The organism is Gaoshiqia sp. US2 (assembly GCF_059705485.1).
This window is the reverse complement of sequence record NZ_AP048550.1, coordinates 2653936-2674686: the sequence shown is the minus strand read 5'-3', so window position 1 is coordinate 2674686 and position 20751 is coordinate 2653936. Positions and strand designations below refer to the sequence as shown.

Genomic DNA, 20751 nt, shown 5'->3' with positions numbered 1-20751 from the left:
CGGGTAACCGATTATTTATTTCAACTGAGAGTTCAGAAAATCAGTCATTTTCCGGTACAAATGCAGGCGGGTATTTCCGCCCCGGATATTGTGGTTCCGGTTGGTATAAATTGCCATGTCGAACTGTACCCCGGCCTGGACCAGGCTTTCCGTAAATTCCATGGTGTGCTGTAAATGGACATTATCATCAGCCGAGCCATGAATAATCAGCAAACGTCCGGTGATGCCGGCCGGATTAGCCATCGGCGAATTTTCCGCATAACCATCGGGATTTTCCCGCGGGGTACGCATGTAGCGTTCGGTATAAACCGTGTCGTAAAATTTATGGTGGGTTACCGGTGCAACGGCAATACCTGCTTTAAACAAATCACCTCCTTTTTCCATGCTTAACAAAGTCATAAATCCGCCGAAACTCCATCCCCAAATGGCGATGTTATTTTTATCGACATACGAAAGTGAGCCCAGGTACTTTGCCGTTTCAACCTGATCGTCCGACTCATATTTTCCCAACTGCAGATAGGTCGCTTTCCGGAACTCCTCTCCCCTCGCCCCGGTCCCGCGCGGATCGACACAAGCCACGATAAATCCCTCCTGCGCCAGGTAATGATACCAATTAACAGACCATTCATCCAACACTTCCTGCGAATTTGGACCACTGTACTGGGTCATCACCACCGGGTATTTTTTCGACGGATCAAAACCCATCGGTTTAATCATCCACCCGTTCAACGAAACGCCTTCTGATGTTTTAAAATCAAAGAATTCTTTTTTCGCGATGGCATATCCGCCGAGTTTTTCCTTCAGGACGTTATTGTCTTCCAGCACACGCAACAACTTGCCGGTGTTGTCGTGTAAAGTCACTTTCAACGGGCTCTCAACTGTCGAATGCGAATTGATGAAATAGTTAAAACCGCTGCTGAACTCGGCGTTATTGGTTCCCGAATTTGCCGATAATTTACCTTGCTTTTTCCCGTCAAGACTTACAAAATAAACTTCGCGCCGCAAAGGAGATTCTTTGGCCGCCTGGTAATAAAAGATTTTTCGCTTTTTATCGTAGCCATAAAAATCAGTCACATCGTATTCGCCGTTTGTTAACTGTTTCACCAGGAAACCTTGTCTGTCGTATAAATACAAGTGTGAAAACCCATTACGTTCGCTGTTTAATACAAAGTAGTCATTGTCGGGCAAAAAGATAAAATCGTCCAGAAATTCTTCGGCGACAAACCGGTTGTTTTTTTCTGTAAAAAAGGAACGGCTATCGCCCGTATAGGGATTAGCTAACAGCACATCCAGAACATTCTGGCGCCTGTTCAACCGCATGATGGCCAATCCTTCAGCATCGGCCGTCCATTTGATCCGGGGAATATAAATATCGGTTTCGGCGCCTGTATCTACTTCAACCGTTGTTTTAGATTTCAGATCGTAAACGTGAACGCTAACCAGCGAATTTTTCTCCCCGGCCTTAGGATATTTAAAGGTAGTCGCCGACGAATACAAAGCGCTCCCCCGCATATCCGGATTTGCCCCCTGATACATGGTCATTGAAAACTCCCTGACATCCCGTTCATCGAAACGAATAAAAGCCAGGAACTTTGAATCGGGCGACCAGGCAAAGGCTTTACTGAAAGCAAATTCTTCTTCGTACACCCAATCCGGAAGCCCGTTGATCACTTCATTCTTTTTGCCGTTAAAAGTCACCTGGCTCTCGGTCCCGAATTTCAGGCTTTTCACAAACAGGTTGTTATCGCGGACAAAAGCCACACGCTCTCCGTCGGGAGAAAAAGTAGCCTCTTGTTGCCTTCCTTTAGCCGATAACCCGGTTAGTTCGCCGGTTACCGAGTTCCAAACATAATATTCGGCAGAAAACGAATGACGATAAATCTTTTCCGGATTCGTAGTGAGCAGCAATTTTGTTTCGTCATCACTGTATTCGTAGGCGGCGAAACTCCGGATAGCTGCATCTTTTATCTTTGACAAATCGAACTCAACCGAAACTTTCTCCCCGGTTTTATAGCTGTACCGGACAATCTTGTTCCCATCTTCCAGAACGGTGTAATACAAACCATTATTCATCGACCGAAGTCCGGCGACCTTCTTTTCATGAAAAGTCCCGTACACCTGAACATCCTCGAGGCTGATTTTATATTGGGCAAGAAGCGGGTAACCAAACCCAAAAAACAGAATTAAGACAAAAATAAGCTTGCGCATAGTCATGATATTTATTAAGAATGTCCAAAATTTTTAATTTTTTTCTAAATAAAAAATTAAATTGTCCGTTATTTTATTAAAATTACGCCGGATAAATAGCGGCCCGGCATACCAGCCTTCATTGCAGATGGGGGTTTTGTGTTTATTTTAGAAGTATAATATCGAACCTCAAAATAAATTGCTTTATGAAAAAAAGATTGCTATTTGGATTCATTTGCCTGTCACTTGTAACACCTGGCTTCAGCCAGTCGGATGTAGCTGACTGGCTGAAATTTGGAAAAGCCGATGCCAGTAAACTAATCGAAGCATACGTTAATCCTCACGCCAATGCACTGGGAATCGGGTTAAACAATTCGTGGTACAATACGGCCGAAACCCATAAAATTTTAGGCTTTGACCTCGCTTTTACCATAAGCGCTGTACAAATTCCAAAATCGCACCAAACGTTTGATGTCAATTCGCTTAATCTGACAAATGCCCGGGTGGCCGACGGTTACAGCAGCATAGCCGCGACCGCCGCCGGAAACGAAAATGGGGGAACAAAGCTGGACATTTATTCAAACGATACAAAAATCAGCTCGTTCACGACTCCGGGCGGGTCGGAACTCGACCTGGTGCCTATTCCCATGATCCAGTTAGGTGTTGGCATTTTACCCCATACCGAACTGATTGGCCGTTATGTTCCGACCATAAAGTTTGACGTGGACGATGACCGGGCTAAAATCGGACTGGTTGGAGTCGGTCTGAAACACAATTTCAAAGAGTGGATCCCCGTGATCAAACACCTGCCCTTTGACGCCTCCGTGTTTGCCGGTTATACGCAAATTGACGGTGAATCGGGGCTCACATTCTCGTACGAGAATTACGGACTCCCAAACCCAACAGGTTATGTCGCTGACGAGAACCAAAAAGCAGATGTAAAAACCAAAGCCATGAAATACGGCTTAATCCTTTCTAAAAAGGTGGCAGTTCTCACGTTCTTCGCAGGCGTTTCACATAACACCAGCAAATCAACGATCGATTTACTTGGCAAATATCCGGTATTTACCATCAACAATCTGGGTATACCCGAGTATGCGGAAGAAGACCACCCGATCGCCTTGAAATTCAAAAATTCGAGCCTTGCAGCCGATGCCGGCTTTCGCTTAAAACTGGCTTTCTTCAGCTTGTTCGGGTCGGTAAATTTCTCGGAATACACCTCCTACAACGCCGGTTTAAGCTTTGGCTTCCGTTAATGAATAAAAACCTTCATGGATAATTACGACAAAAAGGCGCGAAACAGGCGCCTTTTCTTATTTTAATCATAGAGAAAAATACGGTCGGTTGAATGCGGTCAGTTAATAATAATTATCTTTGCAGCCTGAAAATAAGATTCACAATATTAGACAGATGATTAAAATAACATTACCTGACAATGGTGTCCGGGAGTTTGAGAGCGGGATAACCGGTCTCGACATTGCCCATGCGATCAGCAGCCGCCTGGCTAAGGATGTTTTAGCCATTTCAGTAGATGGTGAAGTCCGGGATTTAAACCGGCCACTGACAACCGACGCCCGTATTAAGCTGTTCACGTGGGACGACCGCGAAGGAAAAGAAACGTTCTGGCATTCATCGGCCCACCTGATGGCCGAAGCCATTGAATTTTTCTACCCCGGCACAAAGTTTGGGATCGGGCCAACTGTCGATACCGGATTTTACTACGATATTGATCTCCCCGACGGGAAACAACTAACCGAAAAGGACCTGGCGGAAATTGAAAAGAAAATAATGGACCTGGCCCGGTCAAAAAGTGAAATCATCCGCCGGAACATTACCAAAGCGGAAGCCATGACCATGTTTACCGCAAAAAATGACGAACTGAAACAAGAACTGATCAGCGAACTGGAGGACGGAACCATCACCTTATATCATCAGGGGAATTTTACCGATTTGTGCCGGGGACCTCACCTGCCAAATACTTCCTACATCAAAGCCATCAAACTAACGTCGATCGCCGGGGCCTACTGGCGGGGTAACGAGAAAAATAAAATGCTGACCCGGGTGTACGGGGTAAGTTTTCCAAAACAAAAATTGCTGGACGATTACCTGATTATGCTCGAGGAAGCAAAAAAACGGGATCATCGCAAGATTGGCAAGGAAATGGAACTGTTCACCTTCTCTCAGAAAGTAGGACAAGGATTGCCTTTGTGGCTGCCCAAAGGAGCCATGCTGCGAATGCAGCTGGAAGATTTTTTGAAAAAAGTTCAGAAAAGATTCGGCTACGAACAGGTTATTACCCCGCATATCGGCGATGTTAACCTGTACAAAACATCAGGCCATTTTCAAAAATACGGCGCAGACTCGTTCCAGGTCATCAAAACACCGGTTGAAGGCGAAGAATACATGCTGAAACCCATGAACTGTCCGCACCACTGTGAATTGTACAAATTTAAACCCCGCTCATACAAAGATTTACCGGTACGCATGGCCGAATTTGGGACTGTTTACCGCTACGAGCAAAGCGGCGAGTTGCACGGACTGACCCGCGTACGTGGCTTTACTCAGGATGATGCACACATTTATTGCCGTCCCGACCAGTTGAAAGATGAATTTAAAAAAGTCATCGATATTATCTTCATCATTTTTAAGGCACTGAATTTTGAAGACTATACTGCCCAAATTTCGTTACGCGATCCCAACAAACCTGAAAAGTATATTGGTTCGCCCGAAAACTGGGATAAAGCAGAACAGGCCATTATTGAGGCTGCTGCCGAAAAAGGACTAAAAACAGTGACCGAGTTGGGCGAAGCTGCTTTTTACGGGCCAAAGCTCGATTTCATGATCAAAGATGCCCTGGGCCGCAGCTGGCAGTTGGGGACCATCCAGGTAGACTATAACCTGCCCGAACGCTTTGAACTGGAGTACATCGGAACCGACGACAAACGTCACCGTCCGGTGATGATCCACCGGGCGCCTTTCGGGTCGATGGAACGCTTTGTGGCTGTGTTAATTGAACATACCGCCGGAAAATTCCCGCTTTGGCTGAGCCCTGAGCAGGTGGTGGTGCTCCCAATAAGCGAAAAACATAACGATTATGCTGAAAAAGTTTCAAATTTTCTAAATAATTACGATATTCGCAGCTCAATTGACGACCGCAATGAAAAAATCGGTCGCAAAATCCGGGATAACGAACTAAAACGTATCCCGTATTTATTGATTGTCGGGGAAAAAGAGGCAGAAAATGGTCAGGTGTCTGTGCGTAAGCAAGGCGATGGAGACAAAGGAAGCATGACCATGGAAGAGTTTGCAACTTTCCTGAACAACGAGGTAAAAGAACAATTATCAGTATTATATAACTAAAAAGAATAGGAGGTTTTCTTATCGCTGTAAAAAGACCATATCGCGGAGGGACACGTGTAGAAACAGCACCTCAGCACAGGATAAATGAGAGAATCAGATCTCATCAGGTTCGCGTTGTTGGTGAAAACGTCGAAAACCAGGGCGTATACTCATTAAAAGAAGCTTTGGCCATGGCCGAAGAACTTGGATTAGACCTGGTAGAAATTTCCCCCAGTGCGGATCCTCCTGTTTGTAAAATTACGGACTATCAGAAGTTTCTTTATCAGCAAAAAAAGAAACAAAAAGAAATGAAAGCCAAAGCGGTGAAAGTCATCGTCAAGGAAATTCGTTTTGGACCCAATACTGATGAACACGACTTTCAGTTTAAGCTGCGACATGCCGAAAAATTTCTTACCGAAGGGGCAAAAGTAAAAGCCTATGTATTTTTTAAAGGACGTTCCATCCTTTTCAAAGAACAAGGCGAAATTCTGTTGCTGAAATTTGCAACCGCCCTGGAAGATTACGGTAAAGTAGAGCAACTGCCGCAACTCGAAGGAAAAAGAATGACCATGTTTATTTCACCTAAAAAGAAGAAGTAATTTCTTTGATAATTTAAATTAGGAAAGATGCCAAAAATGAAGACGAATTCCGGAGCAAAAAAACGGTTTAAATTAACCGGCACCGGTAAACTGAAAAGGAAGCATGCTTTTAAAAGTCACATTTTGACGAAAAAAAGCACCAAACGCAAACGGAACCTGACCCACATCGGGTTGGTCAACAAAGCGGACGAGAATAATGTTAAGCTGTTGCTTTCCATGAAATAATCCTTTTCGAAGAGTTAAAAATCAGAGTTAAAACGAAGTGAATTAGCCAAAAGATCCGGCAGGTGCCGGACGCTAACCACTTAAAAATTAAAATTATGCCAAGATCAGTAAATCATGTAGCATCTCGGGCTCGCAGAAAAAAAATCCTCAAACAAACCAAAGGTAATTGGGGTGCCCGCAGAAATGTCTGGACGGTTGCAAAAAATACCTATGAAAAAGGGTTACAATATGCATACCGCGACCGGAAAGCCAAAAAAAGAAACTTCCGTGCCCTTTGGATTCAGCGTATCAACGCTGCTGCCCGTATGGAAGGAATGAGCTATTCTCAGTTAATCGGCTTACTGAAGAAAAACAGTATCGAAATTAACCGTAAGGTATTAGCTGATTTAGCCGTTTATCAACCGGTTGCTTTTAAAGCAATCGTTGACAAGGTGAAATAAATATCACACCAGAAAGGTCGAAATAAACATAGAAGCCCTGCCATTTGGCGGGGCTTTTTCGTTGATGCCAGGCTGATTTATGACCTTGAAGCTTGAGTCCGAAAAATTGCCAAATATAAATTCGACACAAAAACACTGCTGGTCATTGCTTACTGGTCATTGCTTGCTTGGAGCTTGGGGCCGGAGCTTGAAACTAAAAAGTATCTGAGTAAAGAATCACTGGTACTGATTACTGGCCAACTGGTCATTGAATCGTTCAGGCAGATTTAACCGGAAAATGTTAATAACTGAAACCAAAAAAAAGACCAGTCTCCCGAAATTTTTATTTTCTTTAACAAAAAAAGCCATAATGTATTTTAATGTCATTTTGAATCTGCTCATCAGCTTCCTGTTGACCTACCTGGTTATTCCTCCCATTGTTCGTATTTCAAATGCCCGGAACCTGGTGGACGCACCTGATTCCCGAAAACTAAACATGACGGAAGTGCCGGTATTGGGGGGGGATTGGTATTTTTATCGGCTTAAGCATGACCACCCTGATTTTTCTGCCGGTCAACCACCTGAACCCAACTTTTCGCAGCTTGTTTGCAGCGCTGATCCTGATGCTGTTTGTCGGCATGAAAGATGATATTCTGCTGATTAGTCCCCGAAAAAAATTACTGGCCCAGCTCATCGCAGCTGCGATCCTGGTTTTTGCCGGAGGTTTCAGGATCAGCAATTTCCATGGACTGGCTTTTCAATCCGACCTGCCCTATTCGTTCAGCGCCGGCTTGTCGGTCGTTCTTATTCTGTTTCTGATTAACGCGATCAACCTAATTGATGGGATAGACGGGTTGGCAGCCGGGATTTGCTTACTGGCGGCAATCGTCCTGGGAACCTGGTTTATGCTGAGCGGCTACATCGCCTGCGGCATGGCCTGTACGGCACTAAGCGGCAGTTTGCTGGCCTTTTTGCGCTTCAATTTGTGGGGGAAGAAAAATAAACTGTTCATGGGCGATACCGGATCACTGATCCTTGGTACTTTTCTGGCCGCGATGATCATCAAGTTCAATGAACTGAATACGGACCTGATCAGTCCGTTTCACCTGAAACAGGCCCCGGTTATAGCGCTCAGTTTGATGATTGTTCCCGTTTCAGACACCCTTCGCGTGTTTGCCATTCGCCTTTGGCATAAAAAATCGCCTTTTGCTCCCGATAAAAACCATGTCCATCATCTATTGATTAAAAGCGGCCTAACCCATATTCAGTCAAGCTGTTTTCTGCTTTATTACACCGCTTTATTCACGGCGACGGCCTTTCTGCTGCAGGCATATCTGGATATTACCCTCCATTTCCTGTTATTGCTTAGCCTGAGTTTTTCATTTATCGGGTTAATTTACCTGCTGAACAAACAACAACTGACCGGTTCGAAAGTAACTGCCTCTATTCACGCATTTCGCCCTGCCCCTTTTCGGCGACGGGGCTAAGATGAGCACCAGAAAAAACGGGAGCCTCTTTACAGAAACTCCCGCTCACTTATCCGGAACCCCGGATTATTTTTCAATTTCTTTCCAAACTAACGCGCTGGCGCCTACAATAGCAGCATCGCCGGGTTTTAGTTCTGAAGGCAGAATTTTAATCTTATTTTTAAAGATAGGCAGCAGGTGAGCTTCCATACTTTCTTTCGTGGGTTCGAAAATCAGGTCGCCGGCTGCGGTAGGACCGCCAAACAAAAAGATCGCTTCCGGGCTCAGGTGATGAACGGTATCAGCCAGTCCCTGACCCAACCACTTACCTGTTTGTTCAAAGACTTCGAGGGCAACCTTATCGCCTTTAACAGCGGCATCGTAAATCGCTTTTGAATCCAGTTCTTTGAACGATTTGTCTGCCAGCATGCTGTCTACCGCATTATCGCGGACCATAATTTCAAAGGCCGTACGTTTCATGCCGGGGGCCGAACAATAGGCTTCGAGGTGGCCTTTGGCGGTACAACCGCAAAGACGTCCGCCGGGGATCAGGGTCGTGTGACCACATTCGCCGGCAAAGCCATCATGTCCGTACACCAGGTCGCCGTTCACAACAAGACCGCTGCCTACACCTGTTCCCAGGGTATACATGACGAAGTTTTTCATGTGTTTGGCGCCGCCGTAAATCATTTCACCAATCGCAGCCGCATTGGCATCGTTGGTTAAAGCCAGGGCCCGCAACTCCGGAAAATTGACTCTCAGCAAGTCCACAAAAGGCAATACGCCTTTAAACGACAGGTTAGGCGCGTATTCAATCGTTCCGTTGTAATAGTTCCCGTTGGGTGCGCCAATACCGATACCCAGCACTTCCAAATCCTGATTTAACAATTTAACGGATTGGATCAGTTCTTTAATGGCAGCGGTCAAATCGGCGATATAACGACCTATATCTCCGTGCGACGGGGTTGAAATGGAATCTTTCACCATCACATGTCCTTCCTGATCAACTACGCCAATGGCCGTATTTGTTCCACCGATATCAACGCCTATTGCTACTTCTTTCATAATATATTTCACTTTTTTTAATGATTATCTCAATAATGGCTTATACAACCGGTACATTTTTATTCACATTCTTACTGCCAATAACGGCATAAAAGAACAAGTACCCGAAACAAGCGACAACCAACCAGTAACTCATTTCATAATTGAGAACATCAGCCAGCCATCCCTGAATGGCAGGAAGAATCCCTCCACCACATACAAGCACCATAAAAATCCCTGAAGCAGCAGCCAGGTATTTACCAAGTCCTTCAACAGCCAGGTTGAAAATGGCTCCCCACATAATCGAGGTACAAAGTCCTACCAACGCAAGGAACATGAACTTAATGGGTACCGGAACAAGTCCAAAGCTTAGACCAGCAGTTCCCGATTGGAAAGCAGGCATAGAGATGAGCGTGGTTTCTGACCAGAAAATAGCTAATGCCACTAAAAACATACCGGCAAAAGAGGTAAAACCCAACATCTTTCTACTCGAAACCGTGCTCCCGATGGCGGCGCCCGTCAAACGGCCAACCAACATAAGCAGCCAGTAAAAACCTACAATACCTCCTGCAATTCCGGCTCCAATCCCGAGCCCGGGGGTATCTCGGCCTTCTGTAATCCGTTTTGAACTATCATAAGCCATCTCGCTTACCACTTTCACGCGATATCCCTCAACACCGGCATTTTGTTGGTCAAGTGCGGTCATTTCTTCAAGGTACGAAGCGTCGGCTTTCTGCTTTTCATACTCCGCTATAATTGTTTCGGCCTGGTTTGCCGTTGGCGTCGTCATGTACAGGTTTGCAATCCCCGGTGTTCCAACTTCTACTCCTACATACACAAAGATACCGATCGCTCCAAAAACGAAGTGACGGAATTTCAATGCACCGGACATCAAGCCACCCAGTGGTTCCTGAGGTTGGTCAGCGTGTGGTTCAGGAATGCGGGTTAATCGAAGAATGAAGAATACAAGGGCAAAAATACCCATAGCGATGTACATGATAGGAAAAACATCGGTAATACTGGCTTTTGTTGCTTCACCGATCAGGATACCTACAAATACCGGGGTGAATGTAGCCATAACAGAATTGAATGACCCCCCTACCTGAATCAACTGGTTTCCCTTGTTTCCTTCGCCACCAAGAGTATTCAACATGGGGTTTACTACGATGTTTAACAAACACATCGAAAAACCAGCAACGAATGCACCTAACAGATACACCGAAAAACTTCCAACATGTCCTGAAAGGTATTGAATACCAACACCTACAAAACCAACTGCAATGGCGATGAGCGCTGTTTTTTTGTATCCAACTCTTTGAAGCAAAATACCTCCCGGAATACCCATCACGGCATAGGCGATAAAGTTTGCCAGGTTCCCCAGCATTCCTAAGCTGTTGGAAACATTGAATTGATTTTTTAACACGATACCCATTGGAGCTGCCAAATTTGTTACAAACGAGATCATACCAAAGAGTAAGATCATCATGAGAATTGGCAATGCATAAGATTGTTTACTTTTACTGTCTTGCATAATGAAGTAAATTAAGAAAGTTGGTTTAAATTATATTATTTAAAAATCTGATTTATTCCGGCTAAAGAAAGGTACAACTTGACAGCCTCAATTTTTGACCTCCTCCGGGAATTTCAGAAAAAACAAAATTAAAAATTAAAATTAATTTTGCCCTGTTTGCGGGAGGCAATCAACAGCTTTACCCGATCCGGAAACATGTTGTAAAGCTATTTTAGGGATGCTCTCCCTTAGAAAAAAACACACCACTTCATAACCCAAAAATGTTTCAGCCTCATTGTCAGAAAATTACGTCCAGACATGTCGGCAAACCACACCCTAACTGTATTATTTAGATTCATTATAAAATTCAGAATAAATCAGCCTCATCGTCTTCAATCTGTCCGGATGGAGCATCCGGATCATTCGGTTCGCCGGAGTTCCGGTAAGGAGAATTAATGCGTCTTCCCCCGTACTGAAAACGCGATGTCATCGTGTTGATGATCTCATTGGCCGATGATTCAACCGGTTTATTGGTGACATTGATCAGGGTAAACTTTCCACGTGCAAAAATCAGGTTGGCGTACCTGATTTCGTCCCTGATCTGCCTTTCATCCACGTACGCATGGTTATCCAGGTTATTGAACGACCGTAAGCGTTTAATCCGGTGGGCAATCAGCTGGGGAATGCTGATCTGAAGGCCAAACACCCGTTGCCGGTCAATTTTGAACAGTTCATCCGGCGGATCGATCCCGGGTACCAGGGGAACATTCCCCACTTTCCATCCATACAGGGCCAGGTAAACGCTAAGCGGTGTTTTCCCTGTACGGGAAACTCCGCAAAGGACAATCTCGGCTTCCTCCAGCCGTTGCAAGCTCAGCCCGTCGTCATGTTCCAGGGTAAATTCCATCGCATCAATCCGGTCGAAATACTGATGGTTCAACTCCCGGTAAAGTCCTGGGTGCCGTAGGGATGGAATTCCCAGTGTTTTATCCAGGTAATAGGCAAACTGGCCCATGAAATCAATCTGCTGAACACCATGAATTTCCGCCAATTCGATTAATCGTTTTCTTAAAGCCGGGTTCACCATGGTGTGGGTGATCAGTCCGCCGTCTTGTTTGGCTTGTAAAATAACCGATTCCAGTTTTTTTCCATCCAAAATGTCCGGCACAATAATCACCGGGACCTGATTATCCGGATACTGAATCAGTAAGGATTGAACCATGTTGTTCCCTGCCAGTCCTTTCCCGCCGGAAACAACATAAACGGGCGCCGGCCGGTTTGTCTTATCCGCTGTGTTCATAGGCACATGTTTATTTATATCTGAAACAAACAGAGCGAAGGATAGTTGAAAACTGGGAAGACACCCTGCCCATGCAATCACCTTATACTTTTGTTTATCGGCCCGAAATCTTATCTTTGTTTACCTGACCAAATACAGAACAAATGACAATTTATCAAGCTGAGCCGAACCGCTACCAGACCATGCCTTACCGACGTTGCGGCCGTTCCGGGCTAAAACTGCCGGTTGTTTCACTTGGCCTTTGGCACAATTTCGGTGGCGTAGATGTTTTTGAAAACGGCCGCGCCATGCTGCGCCGCGCTTTCGACCTGGGGATCACCCACTTTGACCTGGCCAACAACTACGGCCCTCCACCGGGATCGGCAGAAGAAAATTTCGGGAAAATCATGAAATTGGATTTTCTGCCTCACCGCGACGAATTAATCATCTCAACCAAAGCAGGTTACCTGATGTGGCCCGGGCCATACGGCGATTGGGGAAGCCGTAAATACCTGCTGGCCAGCCTCGATCAAAGTCTGAAACGCATGGGTCTGGATTATGTGGATATTTTTTACTCGCACCGCCCCGACCCCGGCACCCCGATCGAAGAAACCATGATGGCCCTTGATCAGGCCGTGCGACTGGGAAAAGCATTATACGCGGGCATTTCAAACTACCCCGCCGAAATGGCCAAAGAAGCGGCTCAAATCCTGCGCAGCCTGGGTACCCCCTGCCTCATCCATCAACCCAAGTACAGCATGTTTGAGCGCTGGGTAGAAAACGGATTGCTGGACGTTTTGGAAGAAGAAGGCATCGGTTGTATCCCTTTTTCACCTTTGGCACAGGGACTACTCACCGACAAATACCTGAACGGCATACCCGAAGGTTCCCGCGCATCCAAATCGTGGGGCTTTTTAAAACCTCACCAGGTTGAACCGGCCCTTGGTAAAGTGAAACGTTTAAATGAGATGGCACAAAAGCGCGGACAAAGCCTGGCCCAAATGGCCCTGGCCTGGCTGCTGAAAGACAACCGGATTAGTTCGGTTTTAATTGGCGCCAGCTCCGTTAAACAGCTCGAAGATAATGTGGCCGTGATCAATCAGCTGGCATTCTCTCCGGAAGAACTTAGTCAAATTGAATCAATCCTGAACGAATAACACGATGACCAGTGACTAATTTAACCTCCCGCCGGCTTACTACTGTATCGTAACAGCACATATCCCAGAATCCCTGAAACAAGCGAGCCGATGATAATGCCCATTTTGGCAGAACCTAAATGAATGGCGCTGTCGGTAAAGGCCAGGTTGGCAATAAAAATAGACATGGTAAAGCCGACACCCGCCAACAGAGAGACTCCTAAAAGATGCCGGTAATTTGTATGTGAAGGCAAAACAGCCATCTTCAATTGAATACCTAACCAGGAGAAGACGGTAATCCCCACCATTTTACCCACGAGCAAGGATATGGCAATAGCCGATGACATCGAGTAATCCAAACTTGTTTCTGAAACGAAATTGACTCCGGCGTTTGACAAAGCAAAAACCGGCATAATCAGATAGGCCACCCAATGATGAAGCCGGTGTTCCAGTTGCTGGAGCGGCGACTGAACCTGATTGGTCCAATCTTCCAGATTATCAATTTCTTCTATTTGCTTTTCCGACAGAACCAGCAGATCATGGCGTTCCGGCGATGCTTTTATTTTATCGACGATCTGACTGATTTTTTCTGTAAAGGTTTTCATTTTGATTTTCTGCCTGACCGGAATCGCGAAAGCCAGCAGGATACCGGCAATCGTAGGGTGAATGCCGGCTTTCAGAAAAAGATACCAAACCACCAGACCGACCGCCAACACAAAATATTTCAGGTAGATCCGACCGGCAGACAGCCCGTAAAGCAGAAACAGCAAAAGGAAAGCGTAAATTAACAGATGCCACTGAATATCGCCGGTATAAAAGACGGCAATAACCAGTACCGCGCCAATGTCGTCGATAATGGCAAAGGCAGTCAGAAATATTTTCAGGCCGAGGGGTACCCGTTTCCCCAATAACTGCAGGATCGCCAATGAAAAAGCAATATCGGTAGCCATGGGAATTCCCCAACCGTTTGCAGTTTCCGGGTTTTTATTCAGCAGCAGATATAAGCTCAACGGAATAATCATTCCGCCGACAGCGGCAAAAATCGGCAACGAGGCTTTTTTCATGCTGTTCAACTCGCCGACCAGGATTTCCCGTTTTATCTCCAGCCCGATCAAAAAGAAGAAAATGGCCATTAAACCGTCATTAATCCATAACAGAAGCGGTTTGACAAGCCTGAAATTTTCCGACTCGATTCCAATTTTGTATTGCCAGACCGATTCATATAAACCGCCAAGGGCCGAATTGGCCCAGACCAAAGCTAAAATCGTTGACAGAAACAGTAAAATACCGCTTAAACTTTCTGTTTTTATGAATTTCTGGATTGGGCTGAGTATAAATCTTTCGATCATGGTTACGCCGGTTGGTTAAAAATTATTTGCTTAAAGATATGTAATTTAGAAATTCTTCGCGACTGCTTTTATCTTTAAAAATACCGCTGTATTCGGCGGTCACGGTTGAACTGCTCTCGTCTTCAATCCCGCGCGACGATACACACATATGCCGGGCATCAATCACCACCGCAACATCGTCGGTTTTTAAAATCTGTTTCAGTTCGTCGGCAATTTGAACCGTCAGGCGTTCCTGCACCTGCGGTCGGCGGGCGTAATAATCGACCACCCGGTTTATTTTTGACAAGCCAATCACTTGTCCGCTCGATACATAAGCGACATGCGCTTTCCCAACAATTGGCAAAAAATGATGCTCGCAGGTCGAATTCAGGCTGATGTTGCGTTCAACCAGCATCTCTCCGTAGTTGAATTTATTTTCGAATACCGACATCTTTGGTTTATTTTCAGGATTAAGACCGCTGAAGATTTCGCGAACGAACATTTTCGCCACGCGGTGGGGAGTTCCCCGTAAACTGTCGTCACTCAAATCCAAACCCAGTGTTTCCATGATCTCGCGGAATTTATCTTCGATAACAGCCATTTTTTCGGCATCCGTTTTATCAAAGGCATCTGGTCGCAACGGTGTGTCTGTCGAGCTTGCCACATGGTGGTCTCCGATTAAATCATAATCTGCTGAATGATATACGCGGTTGTCTGTGTTTTTTCCGTTCACTTTTGTGGCAGGTTGATTTGTTTTAATAAAACCGTTCACTGTCATAATCATTTCTCCTATCTCTTTGGTAACAGTTTTATAAAACAAGAATATTCCGGCATTGTTTACCACGCTTCAGGTAGATTTAAGCTGGAATCGGAAACCTGATAAAAAACAAAAAAATAGCTTATTCTTCAGGGTACTTCTAAGTCACTGTTAGGAAATATGTTTAAAACAAAATCTGGCAGAGGATAAAACAAATTGGTAATTATCTCATATTGAGATTAATATACAGCAGCAAGAAAAACGACAATGGGATAACTATAATGATCTGGTCCGGTTCTTTCGCTAATGAACAATGCGGGTTAAAATCCATCCATGCAGACCGAAGCGGCGCATGGGCCGTCAAAACACCCGGACGAGAGGGCAGTTTTCACGAGATTTTTGCAACTTTTTATCAACTTAAGAAGAAAGAGCCGTCGGACTTGCCAACGGAGGCAGGACGACAGGACATCAAAGAAGTGCTGTCCTGCTGAACCTGGCGCAGTTAACAGAAAACATCCCGGGACCCATTCGGAATGACGCACTCAGGTTGACCAATTCTTTTTAAATTGATTTTAAATTAGTTCGTCAGTCAAATTTATTACGTCAAGTTTTGTAAATTAGAGAACGGAATCTGGAATACATCCATTAAAGTGGTGAAATAAATGCCAAACCGGGCAAATAAACACAGTTTTGGAATCGACAAGGAAGAGGTAATGATAGTCTGATTATACGATTGCCATTATTTTAGAATGACCTAATTAATTGAGAAACCTGATAGAAAAAACTTATTTTAACAATTTAAAAAGAAGGCATATGAAAAAATTAGTAGCCGAATTTATCGGAACCCTTTGGTTAGTTTTGGGTGGATGTGGAAGCGCTGTTCTTGCCGCGGCATATCCGGAATTAGGAATTGGATTTGCAGGAGTTGCAATAGCATTTGGGTTGACTGTTGTCACAATGGCTTATGCGATCGGACATATTTCAGGATGTCATTTAAATCCTGCCGTGTCAATTGGACTTTGGATTGGTGGGCGCTTTGACAAAAAGGAATTACTCCCTTACATTGCTGCTCAAGTTTTGGGTGGAATCGCCGGTGCCGGAATCTTATACCTGATTGCAACAGGTAAATCAGGGTTTGAAATTGGTGGATTTGCAGCAAATGGATATGGGGAACATTCTCCGGGAGGATACGGTATGCTTGCTGCACTCGTGTCAGAAATTGTAATGACTTTTATGTTTCTAATAATTATTTTAGGTGCGACACATTCAAAAGCTCCGAAAGGATTCGCGGGTCTGGCAATCGGACTGGGATTAACGCTTATACATCTAATCAGTATCCCCGTAACAAATACTTCTGTAAATCCTGCAAGAAGTACGAGTCAAGCTTTGTTTGCAGGAGACTGGGCGTTAAGTCAACTATGGCTGTTTTGGATTGCTCCAATTATTGGTGCAATAATAGCAGGAATCGTATATAAAATAATAATACTTATACTGATACTGCTGAATTTGATAATTAGAAACCGATAACACTCCCTTTTTTCCATCGGATAAAATGTAGACCGAAATCCGCAACACCCGGAATTGATGGTAAGTGAACCGTATCCGAAATCTTTTCTCAAATTAACATCTATTAAAAAAAACCTGCTTGAATGATTCAGGCGGATGCTTATCTTTAAGCTCATGCACAGCGAGATTAAAACATATGGCCTGACAGACACCGCCGGAAAACAGGTTGAATTTATATTGAAAGACATGGGCGCCCTGTATGAACAAATGAATGGTGAATCAGACCGTCCGCACCGCCACGATTATTTTACCATTCTGCTGATCGAACAGGCCGAAGGCAAACACATCATCGATTTCAAAGAATATCAACTGTTTAATCACTGCCTGTACTTTATTTATCCCGGCCAGGTCCATCAGGTGATTGCGTCGAAAAAACCAACCGGTTGGGTCATTAACTTCAGTAAGTTGTTTTTAATGCAGAACAACATCTCCGATCAAATGATCAACGATCTGTACTTATTCAACAAACATGGCGAAACGCCTCCTCTGCCCGTCAACGAAAAAGATTTTCAAAATTACAAAGATATCATCCGGCAAATCAGCCAATACAGCGAGCTCTACCTGGATTATAAAAACGAGGCGCTTGGCGCCCTGCTCAAGCTGATTTTGATCCACAGCAACACCCATTGCAGCCTGAATAAGGAAAAGAACCCGCAAAGTATCGAAACCGGAAATCAACTGGTACGCGAATTTAAACGGTTGATTGATGAGCATTACAAAGAACTGCACAAAGTGTCGGATTACGCGGAAAAGCTAGCGGTAACCAGCGATTACCTGAACAAATCGGTCAAAGCGCTCACCGGGAAATCGGCCAAAGAATATATTCTCGACCGGATTCTGCTGGAGGCCAAACGTGTTTTGCTGTTTACCGAACTCAGCAACAAGGAACTTGCCTTTGAGTTAGGTTTTGAAGAACCTGCCCACTTCAGTAATTTTTTCAAGAAATATAACGGACTTTCACCACTCGACTTTCGCAACTCGGCACGCCAGTCTTGATTGATGATTGATTACCGATTACCGATTACTGATTACCGATTACTGATCAACCATCCCGGATTTTTGCAATCTCTGTCCGGTTTTTTGCAAGGTAAAAGACATTTTTGTCTGTTATTTTTGTATCATCAATAAATCGAACACCTCAAGGGGTAAAACGATCAGCATGAAAGGACAGAAAAAATGAAAACAATTGTACACAGATCAGAAACAAGAGGGCATGCAAATCATGGGTGGTTAGACTCATACCACACCTTCAGTTTTGCCAATTATCACAATCCTGAGCGAATTCATTTTGGAGCGCTTCGGGTATTAAACGATGACACCGTGTCGGCCGGACAGGGTTTCGGTACACATCCCCACGACAATATGGAGATTATTTCCATCCCGCTTTCGGGCGATCTGGAACACCGGGACAGCATGGGAAATACCGCCATCATCAAAGAAGGCGATGTGCAGGTGATGAGCGCCGGAACCGGCATCTTCCACAGCGAGTACAATAAAAACAAGAATAAAGAGGTGAAATTTCTTCAAATCTGGGTTTTCCCGGACCGCAAAAATGTTTCACCGCGTTACGACCAGGTTTCGTTGACTGAGCTGGAAAAAGAAAACGACTTTTATCAAATCCTTTCGCCCCATGCCGGAGAAAAAGGAGTATGGATTTACCAAAATGCCTGGTTTAGCCTGGGCAAATTCACGGAAAATAAATCCCTGGATTACCAACTCAATGACAACAATAACGGCCTTTACGTGTTCGTACTTAAAGGGAATGCAACAGTAGCCGGGCAAAAACTCGCAAAACGCGACGGAATGGGAATTTGGGAAAGCTCAACGATCAGTTTTGAGACCGAAAAAGGCTCAGAACTGCTGCTCATGGAGGTTCCCATGAACAGATAAACAAAAAAAAATCAAACAAACAGATAATTAAAGAACTTGAATATTAACAAAAAAAGAAAAATGATGAAAACGATTAAATTATTGATTATTGCGCTTGGCGTAGTGTTAACAGGTACTGTAAATGCCCAGGTTTTAAAAGCAAATACAGGTAAATCGGAAGTTACCTGGTTAGGTAAAAAAGTGACCGGCCAGCACAACGGCACAATCAGCCTGAAAAGCGGCGAGTTGAAAGTCGACGGAAATTCGATTGTCGGCGGAGAGTTTATTATTGACATGAAAAGTATCAAAAATCTGGATATTACGGATTCGGAAACCAATCAGAAGCTGGTTGGTCACCTCAAATCTGATGATTTCTTCAGCGTTGAAACCTACCCGGAAGCTAAACTGGTGATCAAAGAGAAAGCAACGTTTAGCGGCAACTCGGCTAAAGTTACAGGCGACCTGACAGTCAAAGGGATCACCAACCCGGTAACCTTCGATGTCTCCCGCGATGGCAACGTTTATACTTCTGAAATTACTGTCGACCGCTCAAAATATAACGTACGCTATGGTTCCGGTTCGTTTTTCTCGAACCTGGGTAACAACCTGATATACGATGAATTTGTCATTGGAGTGAAGTTGGCCGTGGAATAATCCGGGCGAACATGTGGGGAAGATTAACCTGTAAGCGTTTTGCTTGCAGGTTTTTTATTTATTACCGGTCAGTCGGGCCGTAAATTTCAGAAGCGTTTTCCCCACCAGGCTTTCAGTCGCTCCAGAATCTTTTGTTCCGATGAGTTTGCCTGAGGAATATAAAACCTTACTTTCTTGATTTTTTTAGGCAAAAAATCCTGTTCTGCAAAATTGCCTTCGTATGCATGAGCATACTTGTAATCTTTTCCGTAGCCCAAATCTTTCATTAGTTTGGTGGGTGCATTGCGTATATGCAACGGGACGGGCAAATCGCCGGTTTGACGCACCAACTCCAGCGCTTTGTTGATCGCCTCGTAGGCCGAATTACTTTTAGGCGAAGTGGCCAGATAGATGGCACATTCAGACAAAATAATCCGCGATTCGGGAAAACCGATCTGGTGAACCGCATCGAAGGTACTTTGAGCCAGCAAAAGCGCATTAGGGTTAGCCAGTCCAACATCTTCGGCCGCTAAAATTAACAATCGCCGGGCAATGAACTTGGCATCCTCTCCCCCCTCAATCATCCGGGCCAGCCAGTAAACGGCAGCATCCGGATCGCTCCCCCGGATACTTTTTATGAAGGCCGAGATAATATCGAAGTGCATTTCTCCCTTCTTATCATAAATGGCCAGGTTATTCTGAAGCCGGTCAACAACTTTGTCGTTGGTAATGGTAATTTTATTTTCTTCTTCCGAATTAACCAAAAGCTCGAGCACATTCAGCAGCTTACGCGCATCGCCGCCCGAAAACCGTAACAGCGCTTCATATTCCTGCACGTCGATTTCTTTCTTTTTTAAATCGGTATCCCTGTTGATGGCCAAATCAAGGATTTTCAGCAGATCTTCTTTCTCAAGATGCTTGAGCACATACACCTGACAGCGCGAAAGTAAAGGTGAGATCACTTCAAACGAAGGGTTCTCGGTGGTTGCACCGATCAAGGTAACCAGCCCCTGTTCCACCGCCCCTAACAAGGAATCCTGCTGGGATTTGCTAAACCGGTGAATTTCGTCGATAAACAAAATGGGATTAGGACGGTGAAAGAATTGTTGTTTTTGAGCTTTATCGATCACGTCGCGTACATCTTTCACCCCCGAACTCACCGCGCTTAAAATATAAAACGGACGTTCGAGCGTGTTGGCGATAATTTTTGCCAGGGTAGTTTTACCTACTCCCGGCGGCCCCCACAAAATGATGGATGAGATATTTCCCGATTCAATCATTTTACGCAAAACAGCCCCCTGCCCGACCAGGTGTTCCTGTCCGATATAATCGTCCAGCGTCTTCGGACGTAAGCGTTCGGCAAGTGGTTGTGAGCTGCTCATCTCAGAATTTTT

The 20751-nt window shown here is 44.8% G+C and carries 19 protein-coding genes; 12 read left to right on the top strand and 7 right to left on the bottom strand.

Features of this window, described 5'->3' with window-relative positions; translation table 11 throughout:
• Positions 1 to 15: 15 nt before the first annotated feature.
• Positions 16 to 2208 (bottom strand): S9 family peptidase, encoded by a 2193-nt coding sequence (locus AC6H3C_RS10660; RefSeq protein ID WP_497520751.1) that lies wholly within the window; start codon positions 2206 to 2208, stop codon positions 16 to 18.
• 185 nt (positions 2209 to 2393) lie between these two features.
• Between AC6H3C_RS10660 and AC6H3C_RS10655 the strand changes: the two genes are divergently transcribed.
• From AC6H3C_RS10655 to AC6H3C_RS10630, 6 genes are all read left to right on the top strand, one after another.
• Positions 2394 to 3443 (top strand): DUF6588 family protein, encoded by a 1050-nt coding sequence (locus AC6H3C_RS10655; protein WP_497520750.1) that lies wholly within the window; start codon positions 2394 to 2396, stop codon positions 3441 to 3443.
• Positions 3444 to 3597: 154 nt separating this feature from the next.
• Positions 3598 to 5547 (top strand): threonine--tRNA ligase, encoded by a 1950-nt coding sequence (gene thrS, locus AC6H3C_RS10650; protein WP_497520749.1) that lies wholly within the window; start codon positions 3598 to 3600, stop codon positions 5545 to 5547.
• Positions 5548 to 5552: 5 nt separating this feature from the next.
• On the top strand, positions 5553 to 6125 hold the full coding sequence (gene infC, locus AC6H3C_RS10645) for a translation initiation factor IF-3 (protein ID WP_497521261.1): 573 nt from the start codon (positions 5553 to 5555) through the stop codon (positions 6123 to 6125).
• 27 nt (positions 6126 to 6152) lie between these two features.
• Positions 6153 to 6350 carry a 50S ribosomal protein L35 gene (rpmI, locus tag AC6H3C_RS10640; RefSeq protein WP_423127831.1) on the top strand — a complete coding sequence of 66 codons (198 nt, stop codon included), beginning with the start codon at positions 6153 to 6155 and terminating at the stop codon, positions 6348 to 6350.
• A gap of 95 nt (positions 6351 to 6445) precedes the next feature.
• Positions 6446 to 6790, top strand: a complete 345-nt coding sequence (gene rplT / locus AC6H3C_RS10635) for a 50S ribosomal protein L20 (RefSeq protein WP_282590879.1) — start codon at positions 6446 to 6448, stop codon at positions 6788 to 6790.
• A gap of 527 nt (positions 6791 to 7317) precedes the next feature.
• Positions 7318 to 8256 carry an MraY family glycosyltransferase gene (locus AC6H3C_RS10630; protein WP_497520748.1) on the top strand — a complete coding sequence of 313 codons (939 nt, stop codon included), beginning with the start codon at positions 7318 to 7320 and terminating at the stop codon, positions 8254 to 8256.
• 66 nt (positions 8257 to 8322) lie between these two features.
• On the opposite strand, the gene AC6H3C_RS10625 is transcribed toward AC6H3C_RS10630, so the two are convergent.
• The 3 genes from AC6H3C_RS10625 to AC6H3C_RS10615 all read right to left on the bottom strand — a co-directional run bounded on the left by AC6H3C_RS10625 (position 8323) and on the right by AC6H3C_RS10615 (position 12089).
• Complete coding sequence (locus AC6H3C_RS10625; RefSeq protein ID WP_497520747.1) at positions 8323 to 9300, bottom strand: ROK family protein; 978 nt, start codon at positions 9298 to 9300, stop codon at positions 8323 to 8325.
• A gap of 40 nt (positions 9301 to 9340) precedes the next feature.
• A complete protein-coding gene (locus AC6H3C_RS10620) occupies positions 9341 to 10810 on the bottom strand; it encodes an MFS transporter (RefSeq protein ID WP_497520746.1) in 1470 nt (489 codons plus the stop codon).
• A gap of 346 nt (positions 10811 to 11156) precedes the next feature.
• Positions 11157 to 12089 carry a pyruvate, water dikinase regulatory protein gene (locus tag AC6H3C_RS10615; RefSeq protein WP_497520745.1) on the bottom strand — a complete coding sequence of 311 codons (933 nt, stop codon included), beginning with the start codon at positions 12087 to 12089 and terminating at the stop codon, positions 11157 to 11159.
• A gap of 143 nt (positions 12090 to 12232) precedes the next feature.
• Between AC6H3C_RS10615 and mgrA the strand changes: the two genes are divergently transcribed.
• Positions 12233 to 13225: an L-glyceraldehyde 3-phosphate reductase gene (mgrA, locus tag AC6H3C_RS10610; RefSeq protein WP_497520744.1), complete on the top strand. Its 993-nt coding sequence runs from the start codon at positions 12233 to 12235 to the stop codon at positions 13223 to 13225.
• Positions 13226 to 13245: 20 nt separating this feature from the next.
• On the opposite strand, the gene nhaA is transcribed toward mgrA, so the two are convergent.
• Both nhaA and folE read right to left on the bottom strand, forming a co-directional pair.
• Positions 13246 to 14553 (bottom strand): Na+/H+ antiporter NhaA, encoded by a 1308-nt coding sequence (gene nhaA / locus AC6H3C_RS10605; RefSeq protein ID WP_497520743.1) that lies wholly within the window; start codon positions 14551 to 14553, stop codon positions 13246 to 13248.
• Between the two features lie 22 nt (positions 14554 to 14575).
• Positions 14576 to 15265, bottom strand: coding sequence for a GTP cyclohydrolase I FolE (gene folE / locus AC6H3C_RS10600; RefSeq protein ID WP_497520742.1), 690 nt, complete (start codon positions 15263 to 15265; stop codon positions 14576 to 14578).
• Positions 15266 to 15522: 257 nt separating this feature from the next.
• Here folE and AC6H3C_RS10595 point away from each other — a divergent pair, with 257 nt between their 5' ends.
• From AC6H3C_RS10595 to AC6H3C_RS10575, 5 genes are all read left to right on the top strand, one after another.
• Complete coding sequence (locus AC6H3C_RS10595; protein WP_497520741.1) at positions 15523 to 15780, top strand: hypothetical protein; 258 nt, start codon at positions 15523 to 15525, stop codon at positions 15778 to 15780.
• A gap of 322 nt (positions 15781 to 16102) precedes the next feature.
• Positions 16103 to 16816 carry an aquaporin Z gene (aqpZ, locus tag AC6H3C_RS10590; protein WP_497520740.1) on the top strand — a complete coding sequence of 238 codons (714 nt, stop codon included), beginning with the start codon at positions 16103 to 16105 and terminating at the stop codon, positions 16814 to 16816.
• A gap of 135 nt (positions 16817 to 16951) precedes the next feature.
• A complete protein-coding gene (locus tag AC6H3C_RS10585) occupies positions 16952 to 17851 on the top strand; it encodes an AraC family transcriptional regulator (protein ID WP_497520739.1) in 900 nt (299 codons plus the stop codon).
• Positions 17852 to 18031: 180 nt separating this feature from the next.
• The gene (locus AC6H3C_RS10580; protein ID WP_497520738.1) at positions 18032 to 18745 is read left to right on the top strand and encodes a pirin family protein; all 714 of its coding nucleotides are present in this window, start codon (positions 18032 to 18034) and stop codon (positions 18743 to 18745) included.
• 60 nt (positions 18746 to 18805) lie between these two features.
• A complete protein-coding gene (locus AC6H3C_RS10575) occupies positions 18806 to 19378 on the top strand; it encodes a YceI family protein (protein ID WP_497520737.1) in 573 nt (190 codons plus the stop codon).
• Between the two features lie 86 nt (positions 19379 to 19464).
• On the opposite strand, the gene AC6H3C_RS10570 is transcribed toward AC6H3C_RS10575, so the two are convergent.
• The gene (locus AC6H3C_RS10570) at positions 19465 to 20739 is read right to left on the bottom strand and encodes a replication-associated recombination protein A (RefSeq protein WP_497520736.1); all 1275 of its coding nucleotides are present in this window, start codon (positions 20737 to 20739) and stop codon (positions 19465 to 19467) included.
• Between the last annotated feature and the right edge of the window lie 12 nt (positions 20740 to 20751).